This is a genomic window from Microlunatus flavus (assembly GCF_900110855.1).
In the GTDB taxonomy this organism is placed as follows: Bacteria; Actinomycetota; Actinomycetes; order Propionibacteriales; family Propionibacteriaceae; genus Microlunatus; species Microlunatus flavus.
Genome location: NZ_FOFA01000001.1, coordinates 545,338 through 563,385 on the forward strand (window position 1 = coordinate 545,338; position 18,048 = coordinate 563,385).

General features: G+C 73.2%; 19 protein-coding genes and 2 tRNA genes. 10 read left to right on the top strand and 11 right to left on the bottom strand.

The genetic code is table 11. From position 1 onward, the window contains the following. Positions 1–11: 11 nt before the first annotated feature. From BMY04_RS02665 to BMY04_RS02675, 3 genes are all read right to left on the bottom strand, one after another. Positions 12–584, bottom strand: coding sequence for an acyl-CoA thioester hydrolase/BAAT C-terminal domain-containing protein (locus tag BMY04_RS02665; protein WP_091177544.1), 573 nt, complete (start codon positions 582–584; stop codon positions 12–14). Then, positions 585–1,307: an acyl-CoA thioesterase/BAAT N-terminal domain-containing protein gene (locus tag BMY04_RS02670; RefSeq protein WP_091177545.1), complete on the bottom strand. Its 723-nt coding sequence runs from the start codon at positions 1,305–1,307 to the stop codon at positions 585–587. It abuts the gene before it with no gap. 187 nt (positions 1,308–1,494) lie between these two features. Next, a tRNA-Ser gene (locus tag BMY04_RS02675) sits at positions 1,495–1,585 on the bottom strand. 115 nt (positions 1,586–1,700) lie between these two features. Here BMY04_RS02675 and BMY04_RS02680 point away from each other — a divergent pair. Beyond that, a complete protein-coding gene (locus tag BMY04_RS02680; protein ID WP_091177546.1) occupies positions 1,701–2,087 on the top strand; it encodes an MmcQ/YjbR family DNA-binding protein in 387 nt (128 codons plus the stop codon). A gap of 21 nt (positions 2,088–2,108) precedes the next feature. On the opposite strand, the gene BMY04_RS02685 is transcribed toward BMY04_RS02680, so the two are convergent. Beyond that, positions 2,109–2,813, bottom strand: a complete 705-nt coding sequence (locus tag BMY04_RS02685; RefSeq protein WP_139209717.1) for an ANTAR domain-containing protein — start codon at positions 2,811–2,813, stop codon at positions 2,109–2,111. Positions 2,814–3,023: 210 nt separating this feature from the next. Between BMY04_RS02685 and BMY04_RS02690 the strand changes: the two genes are divergently transcribed. After that, positions 3,024–4,616, top strand: coding sequence for an LCP family protein (locus BMY04_RS02690; protein ID WP_139209718.1), 1,593 nt, complete (start codon positions 3,024–3,026; stop codon positions 4,614–4,616). A 22-nt stretch (positions 4,617–4,638) separates the two neighbouring features. Here the strand turns inward: BMY04_RS02690 and BMY04_RS02695 are convergent, their stop codons facing one another. Further along, a complete protein-coding gene (locus BMY04_RS02695) occupies positions 4,639–5,109 on the bottom strand; it encodes a YqeB family protein (protein ID WP_091177548.1) in 471 nt (156 codons plus the stop codon). Between the two features lie 194 nt (positions 5,110–5,303). Continuing rightward, entirely contained in the window at positions 5,304–6,224 is a 921-nt protein-coding gene (locus BMY04_RS02700; protein ID WP_170853958.1) for a 1-phosphofructokinase family hexose kinase, read from the bottom strand. A gap of 176 nt (positions 6,225–6,400) precedes the next feature. On the opposite strand from BMY04_RS02700, the gene BMY04_RS02705 reads away from it, so the two are divergent. After that, a complete protein-coding gene (locus BMY04_RS02705) occupies positions 6,401–7,486 on the top strand; it encodes an amidohydrolase family protein (RefSeq protein WP_198409897.1) in 1,086 nt (361 codons plus the stop codon). Between the two features lie 86 nt (positions 7,487–7,572). Here the strand turns inward: BMY04_RS02705 and melA are convergent, their stop codons facing one another. Further along, entirely contained in the window at positions 7,573–8,904 is a 1,332-nt protein-coding gene (gene melA, locus BMY04_RS02710) for an alpha-galactosidase (RefSeq protein WP_091177550.1), read from the bottom strand. A 171-nt stretch (positions 8,905–9,075) separates the two neighbouring features. On the opposite strand from melA, the gene BMY04_RS02715 reads away from it, so the two are divergent. The 3 genes from BMY04_RS02715 to BMY04_RS02725 all read left to right on the top strand — a co-directional run bounded on the left by BMY04_RS02715 (position 9,076) and on the right by BMY04_RS02725 (position 11,104). After that, the gene (locus tag BMY04_RS02715; protein ID WP_198409935.1) at positions 9,076–9,837 is read left to right on the top strand and encodes a DeoR/GlpR family DNA-binding transcription regulator; all 762 of its coding nucleotides are present in this window, start codon (positions 9,076–9,078) and stop codon (positions 9,835–9,837) included. A 144-nt stretch (positions 9,838–9,981) separates the two neighbouring features. Further along, positions 9,982–10,176 carry an antitoxin gene (locus BMY04_RS02720; protein ID WP_091177552.1) on the top strand — a complete coding sequence of 65 codons (195 nt, stop codon included), beginning with the start codon at positions 9,982–9,984 and terminating at the stop codon, positions 10,174–10,176. Between the two features lie 16 nt (positions 10,177–10,192). Continuing rightward, a complete protein-coding gene (locus BMY04_RS02725) occupies positions 10,193–11,104 on the top strand; it encodes a PRC-barrel domain-containing protein (protein WP_091177553.1) in 912 nt (303 codons plus the stop codon). 104 nt (positions 11,105–11,208) lie between these two features. Here the strand turns inward: BMY04_RS02725 and BMY04_RS02730 are convergent, their stop codons facing one another. Together BMY04_RS02730 and BMY04_RS02735 are read right to left on the bottom strand one after the other, a co-directional pair. Continuing rightward, positions 11,209–11,658: a hypothetical protein gene (locus BMY04_RS02730; protein WP_139209719.1), complete on the bottom strand. Its 450-nt coding sequence runs from the start codon at positions 11,656–11,658 to the stop codon at positions 11,209–11,211. 166 nt (positions 11,659–11,824) lie between these two features. Beyond that, a tRNA-Ser gene (locus BMY04_RS02735) sits at positions 11,825–11,911 on the bottom strand. 85 nt (positions 11,912–11,996) lie between these two features. On the opposite strand from BMY04_RS02735, the gene BMY04_RS02740 reads away from it, so the two are divergent. After that, on the top strand, positions 11,997–12,974 hold the full coding sequence (locus BMY04_RS02740; RefSeq protein ID WP_091177555.1) for an NAD(P)H-quinone oxidoreductase: 978 nt from the start codon (positions 11,997–11,999) through the stop codon (positions 12,972–12,974). A 142-nt stretch (positions 12,975–13,116) separates the two neighbouring features. On the opposite strand, the gene BMY04_RS02745 is transcribed toward BMY04_RS02740, so the two are convergent. Next, positions 13,117–13,629 (bottom strand): gluconokinase, encoded by a 513-nt coding sequence (locus tag BMY04_RS02745; protein ID WP_232506057.1) that lies wholly within the window; start codon positions 13,627–13,629, stop codon positions 13,117–13,119. A gap of 27 nt (positions 13,630–13,656) precedes the next feature. Beyond that, positions 13,657–14,673 carry a LacI family DNA-binding transcriptional regulator gene (locus BMY04_RS02750; protein ID WP_091177556.1) on the bottom strand — a complete coding sequence of 339 codons (1,017 nt, stop codon included), beginning with the start codon at positions 14,671–14,673 and terminating at the stop codon, positions 13,657–13,659. Between the two features lie 164 nt (positions 14,674–14,837). Here BMY04_RS02750 and BMY04_RS02755 point away from each other — a divergent pair, with 164 nt between their 5' ends. From BMY04_RS02755 to BMY04_RS02765, 3 genes are read left to right on the top strand one after another with little or no spacing between them, the layout of a single operon-like run. Further along, a complete protein-coding gene (locus tag BMY04_RS02755; protein ID WP_091177902.1) occupies positions 14,838–16,121 on the top strand; it encodes an ABC transporter substrate-binding protein in 1,284 nt (427 codons plus the stop codon). 7 nt (positions 16,122–16,128) lie between these two features. Then, entirely contained in the window at positions 16,129–17,091 is a 963-nt protein-coding gene (locus BMY04_RS02760) for a carbohydrate ABC transporter permease (RefSeq protein ID WP_198409898.1), read from the top strand. Further along, complete coding sequence (locus BMY04_RS02765) at positions 17,084–18,019, top strand: carbohydrate ABC transporter permease (protein ID WP_091177557.1); 936 nt, start codon at positions 17,084–17,086, stop codon at positions 18,017–18,019. Before BMY04_RS02760 ends, BMY04_RS02765 begins: the two co-directional genes overlap by 8 nt. Positions 18,020–18,048 lie beyond the last annotated feature (29 nt).

Below are 18,048 nucleotides of genomic sequence, written 5' to 3' on the forward strand. Positions count from 1 at the left end.
GACGGCGGGCGTCAGCGGGCCTGGCGGATGAAGTCGAGGACCTTCGGCCAGGCGTCGGCGCGGGCGACGTCGTTCGCTCCCGGTGTGCTGCCGTAGGTGGGGAGCGCCCCGAGCGCGGCCGGAGCCGCGGGCAGGTAGGGCATGGGCAGGTCGATGCCGTGCCCGGCGTCGGGGTAGGCGAGCGCGAGGTGCGCGAAGCGCGACCCGTGCCGACGCAGCCGCTGCTGGATCGCGTCGCTCGAGGCGCACGAGGCCCACACGAGGTCGGAGCCGCCGCAGAGCGTCAGCACCGGTCCGTCGACCTCCTCCACGGGGATGATCGCGCGAGGTTCGTCGGTGGGCACGGGGTCGTCGAACATCACGGTGAACGGGAGCGGCTTCCCGCCGGCGCTCCAGGCCGAGTCCGCGCAGCCGCCCCCGCCCGCGGGGACGTACGCGCAGCCGACGGTCGCCGAGGGCGACAGGTCGACCAGGCCGTGGACGAGGTCGTGACGCCGGACGGCGACGAGGGCTGCCGCCTCGCTGCCGCGCGACGCGCCGACGATCCACACGCGGCCCGGGTCGACCTCGGGCTGGCGGCTCAATCAGCGCAGCGGGGTGTCGAAGTACTCCAGCGGTATGTTGCGCAGGGCGGAGGGCAGTCCCGGCGCCTCGAAGTAGGCCACCGACAGCGTCGGGATGCCGCGGGCCGCGAGCAGGTACGCGCCGATGGCGGGATCACCGCCCTCGGAACCTCCGAGCAGGAGGGCCGCGGGGCCCCGCTGGGCGCCGGCCGGGACGACGGAGGTGCCGACGAAGCCGTCCGCCGCCCTGGTGAAGGACGTGATCTTCGGCGGTGCCGTCCAGAAGGTCCGCGCCACGGAGGTGGAGGCCACCGTCCGGCCGTTCTGCACCGCCTCGACGTCGAACGTCGCCGGTCCCGTCGTCGGCCACCGGTAGCTCGGACCGGGCGCCGAGGTCGTCATGAGGCCGAACAGGCCCATGGCCCACGCCCCCGCGTAGCCGCCCGAGGTCGGGGCCATGGTGCTCGGGTCGACCCTCCCCGAGGCGTCGGCCGCGAAGGTCGCCGACGAGGTCCAGACGGTGCCGCCGGCGTCGACCGAGCGGACGGAGACCTCGGTGGCCGAGCCCGGTGCGAGGCCGGTCACCACCAGCTCGACCGGCTCGTCCATCCGGGTCGCCGCGGGCGACACCACGAGCCGCACGTCGGACGAGGCACCATCGCACCCGCCGACCGCGACCAGGAGGGACACCAGCGCGAGGGTCAGCAGCCGGGCGCGCCCCCTCAGGCGCGCCGCAGGACCCATGGCCGCACGGTACGTCGGGGTCCCCGGAGGCGGCCAGCAGGTTCCCCGACGCGCAGGCCGGGAGCCGGTGAACACGGTTGCGCCAGGACGCACGAGCGGCCCCCACCGTGACGGTGAGGGCCGCTCGAACCGGCGTGCGCCGGGGCCGACGTCGGCGGCTGGGCCGAGGACCGTCGGCCCGTGACGGCGGAGGTGGCGAGATTTGAACTCGCGATGGGGTTTTTGCCCCAAACCCGCTTAGCAGGCGGGCGCCATAGACCGGACTAGGCGACACCTCCAAGGTGCGCGGCTCGGAGACCTGCCGACCGCACAGGGCCCCTCGAAGCGCCCGGTCACCCTAACGTGCCGCCGGTTCGCGTCCAAGTCGTCCCGTCGCCGTGGGACAGTCAGCGGGTGGCCACGCTCGAGGACGCCCGCCGGATCGCGCTGGGGCTGCCCGCGACGAGCGAGAAGGTGTCGTGGGGGTCGCTGCACTGGCGGGTGCGCGACAAGGGGTTCGCCTGGGAGCGGCCGCTGCGCAAGACCGATCTCGCGGCGCTCGGCGACGACGCGCCGACGGGCGAGATCCTCGGCGTCCGCGTGGCCGACCTGGAGGAGAAGGAGAGCCTGGTCGCGGCCGAGCCCGACGTGTTCTTCACGATCCCCCACCTCGACGGCTGGCCGGCCGTCCTCGTCCGGCTGGAGGCGATCGGGCTCGACGAGCTGACCGAGGTGATCACCGACGCCTGGCTCGACCGGGCACCCAGGGCGCTGCGCCAGGCGTTCCTGGACGGGCGCTGACCCGAGCGGCCGACCACGGGGTCAGCCCGCGTCGTCGGGAAGGTCGCCGTCGGCGAGGACCTGCTCGGCGAGGACGCTCACCTTCTCCCCCGACCGCATGCTGCGCCGCCGCAGCAGCTCGAAGGCCGCGTCCGGCGACAGGCCGCGCCGGCTGACGAGCACACCGACGGCGGTGCCGACGCGGGCCCGGCTCTCGAGCCCGCTACGCAGGTTCGCCAGGGACCGGGCGTCGGCCAGCCCGCGCAGTGCCTGCGCGGTGAGACCGCCGGCGAGGCGCAGGTAGGCCTCGTGCTCGGCGGTGAACCAGCCGGGCCGGTCGTCCGACACCGGCATGACCACGGCTGTCCGTTCGTCGGCCACCAGGTAGGGCAGGACGGCGCTGTGCACCGGCGTCCGCTCCACCGCCAGCGCGGCGAACTCGTCCCAGAGCGAGGCCAGCGCGAGGTCCTCGATGACGACGACCGAACCGGCCAGCCCCCGCTCCGGGTCCGGCGGGGCCGACGAGCCCGCGGTCTCGGCACGGGTGCGCATGAGCTCGCCGGTCAGCCCGGCGTCGGACGTCGCGAGCACCGTCAGCGCCCGGCCCGGCCCCTCGGCCGTCACGACCTCCGCGTACCGCGCGCCGGTGGCGTCACGCACGTGGTCCACGGCGTACGCGGCCACGCGGTGCTGGTCGTCGAGGCGGCTCATCCCCTCGACGAGCCCGAGGACGTCGGACACGTCCATGTGCACCTCCCGCCCTGCCGCCCTGCTGATCTGGCTCGACAGGCTAACCACGTGACGCCGTCCGGGACGGGTACCCCTGGAGAAGGTGTCCACGGCGCGTCCCCTGCGCGAACAGCGCGTGAAATGGCATGGTGGCCGGTTGCCACGTACCCTGACGTGGACCTGAACGCGACGGGCAGCCCCGCCCGCCGATCCCTGAAGGACGTGTGCATGCCGGAGGACCAACCTCCCGCCGAGCCCGGCGAGGGCTCCTCCGACTGGTCGTGGTCGCGACCCGACCGCGGTGACGACACAACCGGCGCGCGCCGTGCGCTGCCCCGGGGCGAGGACTTCCGCCGGACCGTCGGCTTCACCGTCCTCGGCACCGTCGTGCCGGGCGTGGGCCTCATCGCCGCCGGCCGCAAGGTCGTCGGATCGATCGTGCTGGCCGTCTTCGTGCTCGTCCTCGCCGCCCTCGGCGTCGCCGCGGCCGTCGACCGCGACGCCCTGATCTCGATGGGCGTCGACCCCACCTCGCTGCGCCGGATCGCGATCGTGCTGGCCGTCGTCGCCGCCCTCTGGGTCGTCGTGGTCGTCGCCACGCACCTCGCGCTGCGGAGCCGCCCGACCCGTCCGCAGCGCATCGTGGGCGGCGTGCTGGTCGGCGTGCTGGCCTTCGCCGTCGCCGCACCCATGGCGGTCGCCGCGCGGACCGCGTACGTGCAGGCCGGGCTCGTGGGCACGCTGTTCAAGAGCTCGGACCAGACCAAGAGCGCGACGCGGCCGACCGACGAGCCGGGCGCCACCCACCCGGGCGACAAGGAGAAGCAGTCCGACCCGTGGGCGGACAAGCCGCGGCTCAACGTGCTGCTGCTCGGCGGCGACGACGGCAAGGGCCGCGTCGGCACCCGTACGGACACGGTGATCCTGGCGAGCATCGACACCAAGACCGGCGACACGACGCTCTTCAGCCTGCCGCGCAACACGGCCCGGATGCCCTTCCCGTCGGACTCGCCGCTGAAGAAGTACTACCCGAACGGCTTCACCGACGGCAACGGCGAGAACGCCGAGTTCTTCCTCAACGCGATGTACCGCGACGTACCGGCGAACGTGCCGAAGAACGTCATCGGCGATACCGACAACCTCGGCGCCGACGTCATGAAGCTGAGCGTCGGGCAGGCGCTCGGGCTCAAGGTCGACTACTACGTCCTGATCAACCTGCAGGGTTTCTCGACCATGATCGACGCCCTCGGCGGCATCCGGCTCAACGTCAACACCTACATCCCGATCGGCGGGAACACCGACCTGCACATCCCGCCGAAGGAGTTCATCAAGCCGGGCCCGAACCAGAAGATGGACGGCCGCAGCGCCCTCTGGTACGCCCGCGGCCGCTACGGTTCCGACGACTTCGCGCGCATGGACCGGCAGCGCTGCGTCATCAACGCGATGATCAAGCAGGCCAACCCGGCCAACGTGCTGACCCGCTACGAGGACGTCGCCAACGCCAGCAAGTCGCTGGTCAAGACCGACCTGCCGCAGGAGGTCCTGCCGGCCATGGTCGACCTGAGCCTGCGGGTCAAGGACGGCAACGTCCGCAGCGTCGTGTTCAAGAACGGCGTCAACGGCTTCGTCTCCGCCAACCCGGACTTCTCCCAGATGCGCTCGCGCGTCAAGAAGGCGATCGGTGAGGCGAAGGACGACAGCACCCCGAAGAAGACGACGTCGAGCAGCGGCTCCGGCAAGGCGCCGACCAGCGAGGACGTCGACAGCAGCTGCAAGTACGACCCGAAGATCGCGGCGACCGCCCGCCCCTACACCGGCTAGGTCCGCAGGGCGGGACCTCGGCTCACGAGAAGGGCGAGTAGCCCCGGTCGGCGTCGAGGCGCTGCTGCACCTCGGTCATGAGCGCGAGGAACGTCGGGTTGGCCCGGCGGCGCGGGTTGAGGACGCTGACGCTGCCCTCACCCTCGCGGGCGTCGAGCACGAGCCGGTGCCCGACCACGCGGACACCGCCGACCTCCGACCACGGCAGGGTCCGCGTCGTGCCCTGGTGCTCCACGCTGATGCGCTCGGCCGTGGTGAGCACCGTGCTGCGGATGCGGCGGGTCAGCAGCAGGGCGGTGAGCCCGAGCGCGACGCCGAGGACGGCCAGGACCACGGCGAGCACGAGCACCCCGACGGGCCAGCCGTACGCGCTCGTCAGCACGAGCAGCCCGACGCCCACCACGACCAGACCGGCCGCGATGGCCAGCGCCCGCACCGGGGGCGGCGCGGACAGGACGAAGCGCGCCTCGCGCGCCGGCAACGGGGTGCTCACCGGGCCGCCGGCGCCAAGTCGAAGGTTCCCCCGGTGCACGTCACGGCTGCACCCTAACGGCCCGCTCCCCCACCGCCCCGCGCCGTCCTGACGGCCGCGTCAGGGTTGCCGTCGGGTGGCCACGTCGACGTGGCGGACCACCCGTGGCCGTGGCCGATCTGCCTCGGTCAGGGCGCGCGGGCTGGGCGGACGCGTCAGACCGCGACGGCGCGGGTGGCCGCGCGCAGGCGGGCGAGGGTGTCGTCGTCGAAGAGGGCGCCGCCGGGGACGGCCGCGTTCGCGGCGCCGACGGCGGCCGCGGTGACGAGCGCGTCGGGCAGGGACGCGCCGGAGGAGAGGTCGCCCACCAGCCCGGCGAGGAAGCAGTCGCCGCTGCCCACCGGGTAGCCGCCGGGGGCGGCGCCGGTGCGCACCCGCCAGCGGCCGCTGCCGTCCCAGCCGACCGCGCCGTCGGCCCCGTCGGTGAGGACGAGGACCCCGACCCCGAGGTCGCGGACCGCGGCCCCGAGCTCGAGCAGGTCCTCCGGTTCCCCACCGACCAGCTCGGCCGCCTCGGCCCGGTTGATCTTGACGACGTCGGGCGTCGCGCGCTCCACGAGCAGCGGCAGGACGGCACCGTGCGTGTCGACCGCGAGCCGCGCGCCCCGGCCGCGGAGGCCGGCGAGCAGGCCCACGAGCCGGTCGAGGTCCGTGCCCTCCGGGACGCTCCCGGACAGCGCCAGCCAGTCGCCCGTCTCGACGGCGTCGAGCGCCTGCTCCAGCTGGTCCAGCTCGCCGCCGTCGGCCTGCGGCGCGCGCTCGTAGAACTCGGTCAGCGCGCCCGCCGACTCGTCGGCCACCGTCAGGCAGAGCCGGGTCTTTGCGCGCGTCGTGAGCCGGACGAGGCGTACGCCGGTGGGTTCGAGGAGCTCGGCGACGAGGTCGCCCAGGGGGCCGCCCAGTGGAGCCACCGCCCGGACGCGGTGGCCGAGCCGGTCGAGGGCCCGGGCGACGTTCAGCGACTTGCCGCCGGCCAGCCGGACCACCTGCCGCGGGCGGTGGATCGCCCCCGGCACGACCTTGTCGACGGTGTGCACGACGTCGAGGGACGGGGCGAGGCCGAGCGCGTGGATCACGACGAGACACCTACCACGCGCGGGCCCCGGCCCTTGCGCGACCTGCGCCGCGACGCCCGCCGCACCCCCTGCCGCATTCCGCTCGCCATGGCAGCATGATTGGTTCCGGCTGAGCGCTCGCCAACCATCTCGCTCGATTCGCTCACCTCGCATGAGCGGTCCAGGACGGAGGACCCGTGGAGGAGCCCGACTGGGACGCGCTGCAGCGGATGCCGCTGACCGCGTGGCACCCGCGCTCGCAGCTGCGCGCGCCCCGGACGCCGGTGGAGCGGACCGCCGTCCCCGCGATCGACGTCCACAACCACCTGGGCCGCTGGCTGACCGAGGGCCGGTGGCCGGACGGGCCCTGGATGGTCCCCGACCCCGGGGCGCTCGTCGCCGACCTGGACGCCTGCGGCATCGACACGGTGGTCAACCTCGACGGGATGTGGGGCGAGGAGGTCACGGCGAACGTCGAGCGCTACGACGCCGCGTACCCGGGCCGGTTCCTCACCTTCTGCCAGCTCGACTGGAACCGTCTCGCCGAGCCGGACGGCGTCGCGGTCCTGCGGCGCTCGCTGGAGGAGAGCCGTGAGCGCGGCGCCCGCGGGGTCAAGGTGTGGAAGGACCTCGGCCTCGGCGTGCGGGACGCCGACGGTTCGCTGATCAGCCCGGACGACGCCCGCGTCGTCGAGGTGCTGCGGCACGCGGGCGACCTGGGCCTGCCCGTGCTCATCCACACCGCCGACCCGGTCGCCTTCTTCACCCCCGTCGACGAGCACAACGAGCGCGTCGAGGAGCTCGCGCAGCACCGGGACTGGTGGTTCGGCGACCCCGCCCGCTTCCCCACCTTCGATGCGCTGCTCGACGCCCACGCCGCCCTCGTGCTCGCCTGCCCGCAGACGCGGTTCGTCGGGGCGCACGTCGGCGGGGCGGCCGAGGACCTCGACCGCGTCGGACGGCTGCTCGACGCGGCACCGCACTACGCGGTCGACATCGCGGGACGCATGGCCGAGCTCGGGCGCCAGCCGCGCCGCACGGCCCGCTTCGTGCACGAGCACCCCGACCAGGTGCTCTTCGGCACCGACATCTTCCCGACGAGCGCCGCGGCGTTCCGGCTGCACGTGCGGTTCCTCGAGACCGCGGACGAGGCGTTCGCGTACGACCCGGCCGGCGCCGTTCCCAGCCAGGGCCGCTGGACGGTCAGCGGCCTCGACCTCGACCCCGCGCTGCTGCCCGCCCTCTACCGCGACAACGCGCGACGGTTCCTCGGGCTGGACTAGCGCACGTACCGACGAGCGGTACCCCTTCCCGCACCATGACGTGCCCGGGGCGGGAGGAGGTGCCGCTCGGCGCGGTCGCGTACCGCTCAGGCCGACAGGTCGACGTCCAGCCGCCCGCCGAGGGTGCGCGGCAGGAGGTCGGCGTGGGCCTGCGTCATGCGGTCGCAGAGGGCCCAGATCTGCTCGGGCGTCAGGGTCGAGCTGGCGTTGGGGTCGACCAGGACGGCGCGGCGGACGAGCTCGGGGTCGCCCGTGCGAGCGGCCTGCACGGTCAGCGCGGCGACCGAGAGGTAGTCGCGGTTGAGCGCGGCCCCGGCCTCCGGCACCGACCCGTACGCGACCGGGTGCACGCCGTCGGCGTCGAGGCGCGTCGGCACCTCGACGGCCGCGCCCTCGGGGAGGTTGTCGATCAGCGGGGCGCCGACCGGGTTGACGACGTTCGCGTGGATCTCGCGCTCGGTGCCGGTGAGGACGGAGTGGATGACCTGCGGCGCGTACTCGGCGGCCCCCTCCTCGAGCTCCAGCGCCCGCCCCTCGGCCAGGGCCGCCCGCGCGTCCTCGAACTCGGCGACGTTGGCCTCGGAGATGCCGAGGTACTCCAGCGGCTGCAGGCGGTAGCGCTCGACCTGCGCGTCGGAGCGCAGGAACCACGACAGGTACTCGGCGGAGTGCTCGCTGGTCTCGGTCGGGTAGTAGCCGATCCGCTTGAAGATCTCGACGCGCACCCGGCGGTCCAGCTCGGGGTCGGCGGCGATGACCTCGCGCAGGCGCGGGTAGAGGTCCTGGCCGTCGCGGCTCCACTCGGTCAGCCACGCCTGGTGGTTGACCCCGGCGGCGCGGAAGTGGGTCCCCTCCATGGGTACGCCGACGAGCGCGCACAGCCCGTGGACCGTCCAGTGCACGCTGTGGCAGAGCCCGACCGTGGTGATCTTCGGGGCCACGACCGACATCCACCAGACGTTCATGGCCATCGGGTTGGTGTAGTTGAGGAACAGCGCGTCCGGGCAGAGCTCGGTCATGTCCTTCGCCACGGCGCTCAGGAACGGAAAGGTCCGCAGCGCGCGGAACACGCCCCCGACGCCCGTGGTGTCGCCGATCGTCTGGCGCAGCCCGACCTCCGCCGGCAGCTGCAGGTCGACGCGCGTCCCGTCGATCCCGCCGATCTGCACCATGTTGACCACGAAGTCCGCCCCGTCGAGCGCCTCGCGACGGTCGAGCGTCGCGACCAGCTCCGGGTGCCGGTCGAAGCGCTCGGCGACCTGCTCGGCCGTGCCGCGGGCGACGGCGAGCCGCTCCGGGTCGATGTCGTGCAGGACGACGCGCAGCGGCGGCAGGTCGTCGAAGCGGAAGAGGTCGGCGAGCAGCTGGCGCGTGAAGACGACGCTTCCCGCTCCGAGGAACACGACGGTGGGGCTCATGCCGTCGATCCTGCGGCGGGCGAGCGCTTCGTGCAACGAGCTGAGCGTTCCGGACGCTAAAGTGCTCATCCTGGGCGAGCGATCCGGCTCGACGCGGGCGCGGGAGGTGCCGTGGGCACGTCGGCGGTGGAGTCACGGCTGCGGGCGTCCTCGACCCAGCGGGCCCGCCGCCTGACCGCGATCCTCGACCTGCTGGCCCACCAGCACACGGTCACGCTGGCCGAGCTGACCGAGGGCCTCGGAATCTCCCCGGCCACCGCGCGGCGCGACCTGACCGAGCTCGCCGACCAGCGCCTGGTGACCCGCACCCACGGCGGGGCGACGCTCGCGGAGGGGCGTACGGAGCTGCCGGTCGCCCTGCGCGGCACCCAGTACGCCGAGGCCAAACGGGCGATCGCCCGGGCCATGGCGGCCCGGCTGCCGTCCGGGCGCCACGTCGTCGCGCTCAGCGGCGGGACGACGACCGGCGAGGTGGCCCGGGCGCTCGAGTGGCGCCAGGACCTCACGGTGGTGACGAACTCGCTCTCCATCGCCACGCTGCTGACCGCGCGCGGTCGCGTACGGGTGGTGATGACGGGCGGGTTCGTACGCCCCGAGTCGTGGGAGCTGGTCGGCGCGCTGGCCGAGAACACGTTCACTGCCGTCAACGTCGGCACAGCGGTGCTCGGGGCCGACGGGATCAGCGCGGGCGCCGGCGTGACCACCCACGACGAGACCGAGGCGCGCACCAACCGCGCCATGGTCGGCGCGGCGCAGCGCACGGTCGTCGTCGCCGACTCCTCCAAGGTCGGGCGCGTGGCCCTCGCCCAGATGGCCGGGCTCGACCGCGTCTCCACCCTGATCACCGACGACGGCGCCGACCCCGAGGAGGTGGAGCGGATCCGCGCGGCCGGCGTCGAGGTCGTCGTCGCCGAGGCGGGCGCGCGCGGCTGAGGCGGCCGCCGACGAGCTTCCGGTGAACGGCCGGATCCGCCCGTCGACCTCGTCCTCCCCGGTGGTAGACCGGACGTCGAAGGACAGGGCCGTCCGGCACGACACCCGTCGGTGCGCGGAGCGGCCCGTGGCGAAAGGACGAGCATGGGCATCGGCGACTTCGTGGACAAGGCCAAGGACCTCGCGGGGCAGCACCCGGACCAGGTCGACCAGGGCATCGAGAAGGCGGGCGACGCCGTCGACCAGCGCACCGGCGCGCAGCACGCCGAGCAGGTCGACAAGGCCCAGGACGCCGTGCGCGACCGCCTCGCCGGCGGCGACCAGCAGCCTCCGGCCTGACCCAGCAGGTCGGGCGATGAGCATCAGCACCGACGATCTCGGCCGCATCACGGAGCAGACCGACGTGCGCACGGCCGACGGCGACAGGCTCGGGTCGGTCCACCAGGTCTACACGTCCGACACCACGGGCGACCCGGCGTGGGTGACGGTGAAGACCGGTCTCTTCGGCACGCAGGAGTCCTTCGTGCCCCTGGGCGACGCCGCCTTCGACGGCGACGACATCCGGGTCGGCGTCACCAAGGACGCCGTGCACGGCGCGCCGCGGGTGGACACCGACGGGCACCTGACCCCCGAGGAGGAGGACGAGCTCTACCGGCACTACGGCCTCCACAACCCCGACCGAGGCGGCGTGGGGAACGACCAGGACGGCGACCGGTTCGGGACGGACCGGGACGACCGCGGTCACGACGCGGCCGCTGCCGGTACGGCGGGCGCCGCGGGCGCAGGCCTGGGCGCCGTCGGGCACCACGACCGGGACGACCGGGCCGGGGAGTTCGACGCCACCGACGACGACCGGACGGCTCGCGCGGGGGACGACGACCTCGGGCACGACCCTGACCGGGACCAGGGCCACGACCAGGGCCACGGTGCCGCCGCGGCCGGCGCCGGCGGGGCGGCGGGTGCTGCCCTCGGCGGGGGTGTCGGCCGGGACCGTACGGACGACGACACCGACGTGACCCCGCGGCACGCGGACACCTCGGGCACGGCCGGGACCGACCTCGACACCGACGACCGGAGCGTCGCGGCGGAGAACGGTCCGGAGCACGCGGACACGTCCGGGACGGGCACCGGCACCGGCACCGGGCAGGGCGACCAGGAGGCCGTACGGCCGGGCGAGCGCACGACGCGCCTGCGCCGCTACGTGGTCACCGAGCGCGTGGTCCAGACGGTCGAGGAGCTGCCCGACGAGGACGACTCGTCGCGCTGAGCGCTGTTCCAGCTGCTGGGGAGGGGTCGCGCCACTCCCCAGCAGCTGAGCACCTCTCGCCCGGTCCGCACCGTCCTGCGACCCACCGTGTCGGGCCGACCGGCTCAGAAGGAGCGGGTGGCGCCGACGACGAAGCTGAGGACGAGCAGGAGCCCGAACCAGACGCTGAGCGTGGCCACGATGCGCATCCACACCGGGACGGCCTCGTTCTCCCGGGTCTTCGCGGTGGCCACGTAGATCCCGATCGAGACCGGGATGGCGACCACGGCGCAGACCAGCGGCCACCCCTGGCCCCGGTAGACCTCCGGCAGCTGGCCGAGGCTCGGTTCGCCGCTGATGAGGGGCGTACGGCTCCCGGAGACGAGGTTCCAGAGCTGCCAGGTCACCCAGGCGGCACCGAACGTCGCGACGGCGACGGCGAGCTTCGACCTCACGGCCTGGACCATGACGACGAGCACGGTCACGGCGACGGCAGCGACGATGGCCAGGCGCCACCAGTCCGACTGCAGGCGGTCGAGGAAACCCTCGGCCGCGAGGGGCAACAGGTCAGGCATGGCGACCTCGAAGGTACGGGAGGACACCTCGCCACCGGTGGGCGCTGCTCCGCGTCACAGCGACGGCGCCGTCCTGCCGAGGACGGTTCGGCTCCGGGCTCCGCTCACCCCGGTTAGGGGATCAACCGATCGACGAAGCGCAATTCTGTCGGAGCCCCCGAGCGAGCGGCGAGGGTGGGATTCGAACCCACGGAACGGTCTCCCGCTCGGACGCTTTCAAGGCGTCTGCACTAGTCCACTATGCGACCCCGCCCGGCCCCGCCGCGCACCTTCAGGCGCCGCGGGAGCGGGCCGAGCCTAGCCGAGGCGGGCTTCGGCGACCGTGGCACGCTGACCTCGTGCGTGCAGTGGTGGTGGACGAGCCGGGCGGTCCCGAGGTCCTGCGGGTGGCCGAGGTCGCCGACCCGGACCCGGGTCCCGGCGAGGTGCTGGTCGAGGTCGTCGCGGCCGGCGTGAACCGGGCCGACCTCATGCAGCGCGAGGGCCACTACCCGCCGCCCCCCGGCGCGAGCGAGACCATCGGGCTCGAGGTGTCCGGTCACGTCGCGGGCCTCGGGGCCGGGGTCGAGGGCTGGGACGTCGGGCAGCCCTGCGTGGCCCTGCTGGCCGGCGGCGGCTACGCCGAGCGCGTGGTCGTGCCGGCGGGCCAGGTCGTCCCGCCCCCACCCGGCTACGACCTCGTCGACGCCGCCGGGGTGATCGAGGTGGCCGCGACGGTCTGGTCGACCGCGGCGTACGCGCACCTGTCGGCGGGCGAGACCTACCTGGTGCACGGCGGCGCCGGGGGCATCGGGTCGTTCGCGATCCAGTACGCCAAGGCGCTCGGCGCCACGGTCGTCGCGACGGCCGGTAGCGAGGCCAAGCTGCAGCACTGCCGCGACCTCGGCGCGGACCACGCCTTCTCCTACACCGGCGACTGGGCGGGCCAGACCCGCGAGGCGACCGGCGGGCGCGGGGTGGACGTCGTGCTCGACAACATGGGCGCGAAGTACCTCGAGGCGCACGTCGACCTGCTCGCGCCGGACGGGCGGCTGGTCGTCATCGGCTTCCAGGGCGGGCGCCGCGCGACCGTGGACCTCGGTGCGCTCCTGCCCAAGCGCGCGTCGATCGCGGCGATCTCGCTGCGCGGCCGCCCGGTCGAGCAGAAGGCCGACATCTGCCGGCACGTCGCCGACGAGGTCTGGCCGCTGCTGGCCGACGGCACGATCAAGCCGTCGCCGCTGACCACGTACGCCCTCGACGACGTCGTCGAGGCCCACCGCCGCCTCGAGTCGGGCGACAACGTGGGCAAGATCGTCCTGACGGTCCAGGGGTAGCCGAGGACCCCGGCGAACGCCACCACCTGCTCCGCTTGTCCCAGGTTCCAGGACCTCTTCCCACCCTGCAGGTGTGGCTGAGCACGTGCATTTCACGACAACGTGAAATGCACGGACCCCTCACGACACAGGCGGGGGAACTTCAGAGGGCGCGGAGGACCTGGGCGACCTCCTCGTCCGGGGTGGCGCCGAGGTGGACGGTGATGACCTGCTCGTCGGGGCCCGGCGGCTCGAGCGTGGCGAGCTGGGAGTCGAGCAGGCTCAGCGGCATGAAGTGGCCGGACCGGGCGGCCATGCGGCGCGAGATGACCTCGCGGGTGCCGGACAGGAAGACGAACGTGACGTTCGGGCGCCGCAGCCGGTCGCGGTAGGCCCGCCGCAGCGCCGAGCAGGTGATGATGCCGGGCTCGCCCGTCCGGCTCCGGTCGTCGATCCAGGCCGCGACCCGGTCGAGCCAGGGCCAGCGGTCCTCGTCGGTCAGCGGGACGCCCTGCTCCATCTTCGCCACGTTCGCGGCGGGGTGCAGGTCGTCGCCCTCCTCCATCGGCCAGCCCAGGCGCTCGGACAGCAGCCCGGCGACGGTCGACTTGCCGGTGCCGGAAACCCCCATCACGACGAGCACGGTCGGCGGGGCGCTGGCGTCGGTGTGCTCCACGGGTCGGACCCTACGGGGCCGACCCGGTCAGGTCGGGACGGAGGACTCCCGGATGACGAGCTCGCAGGGCTGCGCGACCACGCCCTGGCCCAGCTCGGCCCCGTCGATCGCGGCCAGCAGCCGGCTCGCGGACTCGCGTCCGAGGCGGACGAGCCGGGGGTCGATGGTGGTCAGCGGCGGCCGGGCGGCCTCCGCCATCACGTCCCAGTTGTCGAACCCGACGACCGACACCTCCACCGGAACCCTCACCCCCGCCTCCCGCAGCCCGTCGGTGAGCCCGCGCGCGATCTGGTCGCTGCCGCAGAACACCGCGTCGACCGCGCCACCCGTCCGCCGGGCCAGCATCTGCGCGGCCGTGCGGCCCCAGGCCTCGCTCCAGCGCCCGAGCAACACATCGGCGACCTCCACGCCGGCCGCCGCGGCCGCCGCCTCGAAGCCCTGCTGCCGCAGTTGCGTCGACAGGTGGTGCGCCGGACCGCTGACGTAGGCGAGCCGCGTACGCCCGTGGGCGACGAGGTGCTCGACCGCCAGCCGGGCGCCCTGCTCGTCGTCGTTCGTCACGCTCAGGTCGCCGGGGTCGTCGGAGCGGCCGAGGACGTAGACCACGGGGATGGGCAGCTGGCCGACGCTGCGCCGCGCGTCCGGGCGCCGGCCCGTCACGACGATGCCGTCGACGCGCCGGTTCAGCAGCTCGGCGAGGTAGTGGCGCTCGCGCAGCGGGTCGCCGCGGCCGTCGCAGAGCAGCGTCGACACCTTGCCCGCGCCGAGGCTGTCCTCGATGCCCTCCATCAGCGGCAGCGTGAACCGACCGAAGCTGTCGGACGTCAGCATCCCGACCGTGTACGTCCGCCCCTCGGCCAGGCTGCGGGCCACCTGGTTCGGCCGGAAACGCAGTTTGTCGGCCGCCTCCTGCACGCGCTGGCGCGTCTCCTCGCGCAGCTGGCCCTGGCCGTTGAGCGCCTTGGACACCGTCCCGGGCGAGACCCCCGCCAGCTGCGCCACGTCGCGCACGGTCACCGCCGACTCGTTGCGCGCGCTGGCCACCCGGTCCTCCGTCCGCCGCCGGCGACACGCCGGGAGAGGCAATGCCTACCACACCCTTGACCGGCAAGGCCAGAAACGGCTAGCGTCCGCGGAAACCGATTTCCTTTGTTTCCGCAGTGCCCGCGCGGGCCGCGACGACGACGACGCCAGGAGACCCGATGACCATGAGACGAGCACGAGGGCTGGCCGTGACGGTGGCCACCGTCAGCCTGCTGGCGACCGCCTGCGGCGGCGGGGGTGACAGCGGCGGCGGCTCCGACGGTGGGAGTGGCAGCAGCGGCGGAGCACCCAGCGGCGAGATCACGATCTGGGCCCGCGACTCGGAGCAGGGCTTCATGCCCCAGCTGGTCGACCTCTACAACTCCAGCCACGCGGTCAAGGCCAAGGTGACGATCATCCCGGCGGCGAACTTCGTGCAGAAGCTCGGCACCGCCGCCGCGGCCGGCTCCGGCCCCGACGTGTCGTCGATCGACCTCGTCTACGCGCCGTACTTCGCCTCGGCGGGCGCGCTCGAGGACATCACGGAGATGGCGGACTCGCTGCCCTACAAGGGTTCGCTGAGCCCCTCGCACCAGCGCCTCGCGACCTTCGAGGGCAAGACGTACGCGCTGCCGTTCACCGCGGAGGCGTCGGCGATCTACTACAACAAGGACCTGTTCAAGAAGGCCGGGATCGACGGCCCGCCCACGACGTACGCGGAGATGCGCGCCGACGCCAAGAAGATCCGGGCGCTCGGCAGCGACTACTACGGCTTCACCTTCGCCGGGGCCTGCGGCGGCTGCAACGTCTTCGAGTTCGCCCCGCACATCTGGGCCAGCGGCGGCGACGTGCTGAGCGAGGACGGCAAGCAGGCCACCCTGGACAGCCCGCAGGTCAGCGACGCGCTGCAGCTCTACCGCGACATGTGGGAGGACGGCTCGGTCTCCAGCGCGTCGAAGAACGACGCCGGCACCCAGCAGCTCCCGCTCTTCGACAGCGGCAAGGTCGGCATGATCACGCTCGGCGCGTTCGCCATCCCGACGGTCGAGAAGGCCAAGATCAACTACGGCGTGACGCCGATCCCGGGCAAGGACGGCGGCACCGCCTCCTTCGCCGGCGGCGACGTCATCTCGGTGATCAGCGGCACGAAGAACGAGGCGGGCGCCGAGGACTTCGTGAAGTGGGCGACCGACGAGCAGGCCCAGACCTTCCTGGCCAAGAACGGCAGCGTGCCGGTCCGCACCGACCTCGTGCCCAAGATCTACGCCACCCAGGGTCCGGCGTACGCGGTGTTCGGGAAGCTGATGGGCGAGGGCAAGACCCCGTACAGCACGGTCGAGAACGGCGTCTTCAACGACAACAACGGCCCCTGGGTCAAGATGATCAACGACGCCGTCTTCGGGCCGGACGTCGCCTCCGCGCAGGCGGCGGGGCAGAAGTCGGCCCAGTCCCTGATCGACGCCGGCTGACCCGAGCATGACGTCCGTCGTCGACCTCACCCCGGGGTCGGCCGGTGCCCCCGGCACCCCCGGCGCGCCGCTCGCAGCGGCGCGCCGGGGGATGCGGGTCAGCCGCCGGCGCGCCCTGGTCGGGCTGGCCATGGCCACCCCCGCGATCGTGCTGATCGCCGCCTTCTTCCTGGTCCCGCTCGTGATGACCTTCTGGATCTCGCTGCACAACTGGCCGCTGCTGGGCCGGCACCGCTTCGTCGGGCTGGACAACTACGCCCGTGCGGTGGCCGACCCCGGCTTCCGGACGGCCATGAAGTTCACGCTCGTCTACACGGTCGTGATCACCCCGGTGCTGTTCCTGATCGGGCTCGGGATGGCGCTGCTCGTGCGGCGCCGCGTCCGGGCCGCGCGGGTCTTCCAGTCGATCTACTTCATGCCGGTCTGCATCGGCCTCGCGGCCGGGTCCTTCCTGTGGCTCTACCTCGGCCAGGCCCGGATCGGGCCGCTGTTCGACCTGCTGCGACGGGTCGGGATCGTGCCGGCGGACGGCAACATCTTCGCCGGCACCTGGGGGGCCCTGCTCATGGTCATCGGGATGGTCACCTGGAAGGTCGTGGGGCTGCAGATGCTGCTGCTCCTGTCGGGCCTCAACTCCATCCCCGACGACGTCGTCGAGGCGGCCCGGATCGACGGCGCCAGCCGCTGGCAGGGCTTCCGGCACATCACGGTCCCGCTGCTGCGGCCGACGCTGGCGCTGGTGCTGGTGTTCTCGGTGGCGGGCTCGCTGCTGGCCTTCGACCAGTTCTTCATCATGACCAACGGCGGTCCCGCGAACTCGACGATCACCGCCGTCTACGCGATCTACCGCACCTCGTTCATCTCCTTCAAGCTCGGCTACGGCGCCGCGCTGTCCGTCTTCTTGATGGTCGTGCTCGCCGTGGTCAGCGCCGTGCAGATGCTGCTGCTGAGGAACACCGACCATGGCTGACACCGCGACGGCGACCACCGCCCGTACGGCCTCCGGGCCGTCCGGCCAGGCGCGAGGCGAGCAGCGCGCCCGACGCGGCTTCGTGGGCGAGGTCCGCCGCTCGATGCCGGCGGCGGCGTGGTGGGTGGTGTGCCTCTGCCTGGCGGTGGTGTTCCTCTACCCGCTCTACGTGATGCTCTCGATGGCGCTCAAGGGTCCGGCCGAGCAGGGGCAGATCCCCCCGACGGCCTTCCCGCACGCGCCGACCCTGGGCAACTTCACCCACCTGGCGAGCGTGCAGGGCCTCAACGTGTTCGGCAACCTGCTGAACAGCGTCATGGTCACCCTCGCCGCCACGGTGCTGACGGTGGTCGTCGCCACGCTCGCCGGCTACGCCCTGGCGCGGGCCCGCTTCCCCGGGAGCAACGTCGTCTTCTTCGTCGCGCTGGCGACGTTCATGATCCCGTTCCAGGCGATCATCACGCCGCTGTTCATGGTGCTGAAGACGCTCGGCCTCAACAACTCCCTGGTCGGCCTGACGGTCGTCTACGTGACGTTCAACCTGCCGTTCGGGCTGTTCATCATGCGCAACTCGTTCGCGGCCGTGCCGGGGACGCTGGAGGAGGCCGCGCTCGTCGACGGGTGCGGGATCTTCACCGCGCTGCGCCACATCATGCTGCCGATCGTCATGCCCGGGGTGATCACCACCGCGCTGCTGACGTTCTTCGCCAGCTGGAACGAGTTCTTCGCCGCGCTCATCCTGCTCACCGACCAGGACAAGTTCACGCTGCCCGTGACGCTGACCCTGGTGACCTCGGGCCAGTTCGGGAGCGTCAACTGGGGTGCCCTCGAGGCCGGGGTCGCCCTGACGATCATCCCCTGCATCGTGATCTACGTGCTCCTGCAGCGCTACTACGTCAGCGGGATGCTCAACGGCGCCCTCAAGTGACGCCCCGCCGACCGCCACGACCGCACGAC

Bases quoted from the DNA above. Each gene is read 5' to 3' on its own strand.
- BMY04_RS02670 (WP_091177545.1), bottom strand. From the start codon at position 1,307: ATGGGTCCTGCGGCGCGCCTGAGGGGGCGCGCCCGGCTGCTGACCCTC.
- BMY04_RS02685 (WP_139209717.1), bottom strand. From the start codon at position 2,813: ATGGACGTGTCCGACGTCCTCGGGCTCGTCGAGGGGATGAGCCGCCTC.
- BMY04_RS02690 (WP_139209718.1), top strand. From the start codon at position 3,024: ATGCCGGAGGACCAACCTCCCGCCGAGCCCGGCGAGGGCTCCTCCGAC.
- melA (WP_091177550.1), bottom strand. From the start codon at position 8,904: ATGAGCCCCACCGTCGTGTTCCTCGGAGCGGGAAGCGTCGTCTTCACG.
- BMY04_RS02720 (WP_091177552.1), top strand. From the start codon at position 9,982: ATGGGCATCGGCGACTTCGTGGACAAGGCCAAGGACCTCGCGGGGCAG.
- BMY04_RS02725 (WP_091177553.1), top strand. From the start codon at position 10,193: ATGAGCATCAGCACCGACGATCTCGGCCGCATCACGGAGCAGACCGAC.
- BMY04_RS02730 (WP_139209719.1), bottom strand. From the start codon at position 11,658: ATGCCTGACCTGTTGCCCCTCGCGGCCGAGGGTTTCCTCGACCGCCTG.
- BMY04_RS02755 (WP_091177902.1), top strand. From the start codon at position 14,838: ATGAGACGAGCACGAGGGCTGGCCGTGACGGTGGCCACCGTCAGCCTG.
- BMY04_RS02760 (WP_198409898.1), top strand. From the start codon at position 16,129: ATGACGTCCGTCGTCGACCTCACCCCGGGGTCGGCCGGTGCCCCCGGC.
- BMY04_RS02765 (WP_091177557.1), top strand. From the start codon at position 17,084: ATGGCTGACACCGCGACGGCGACCACCGCCCGTACGGCCTCCGGGCCG.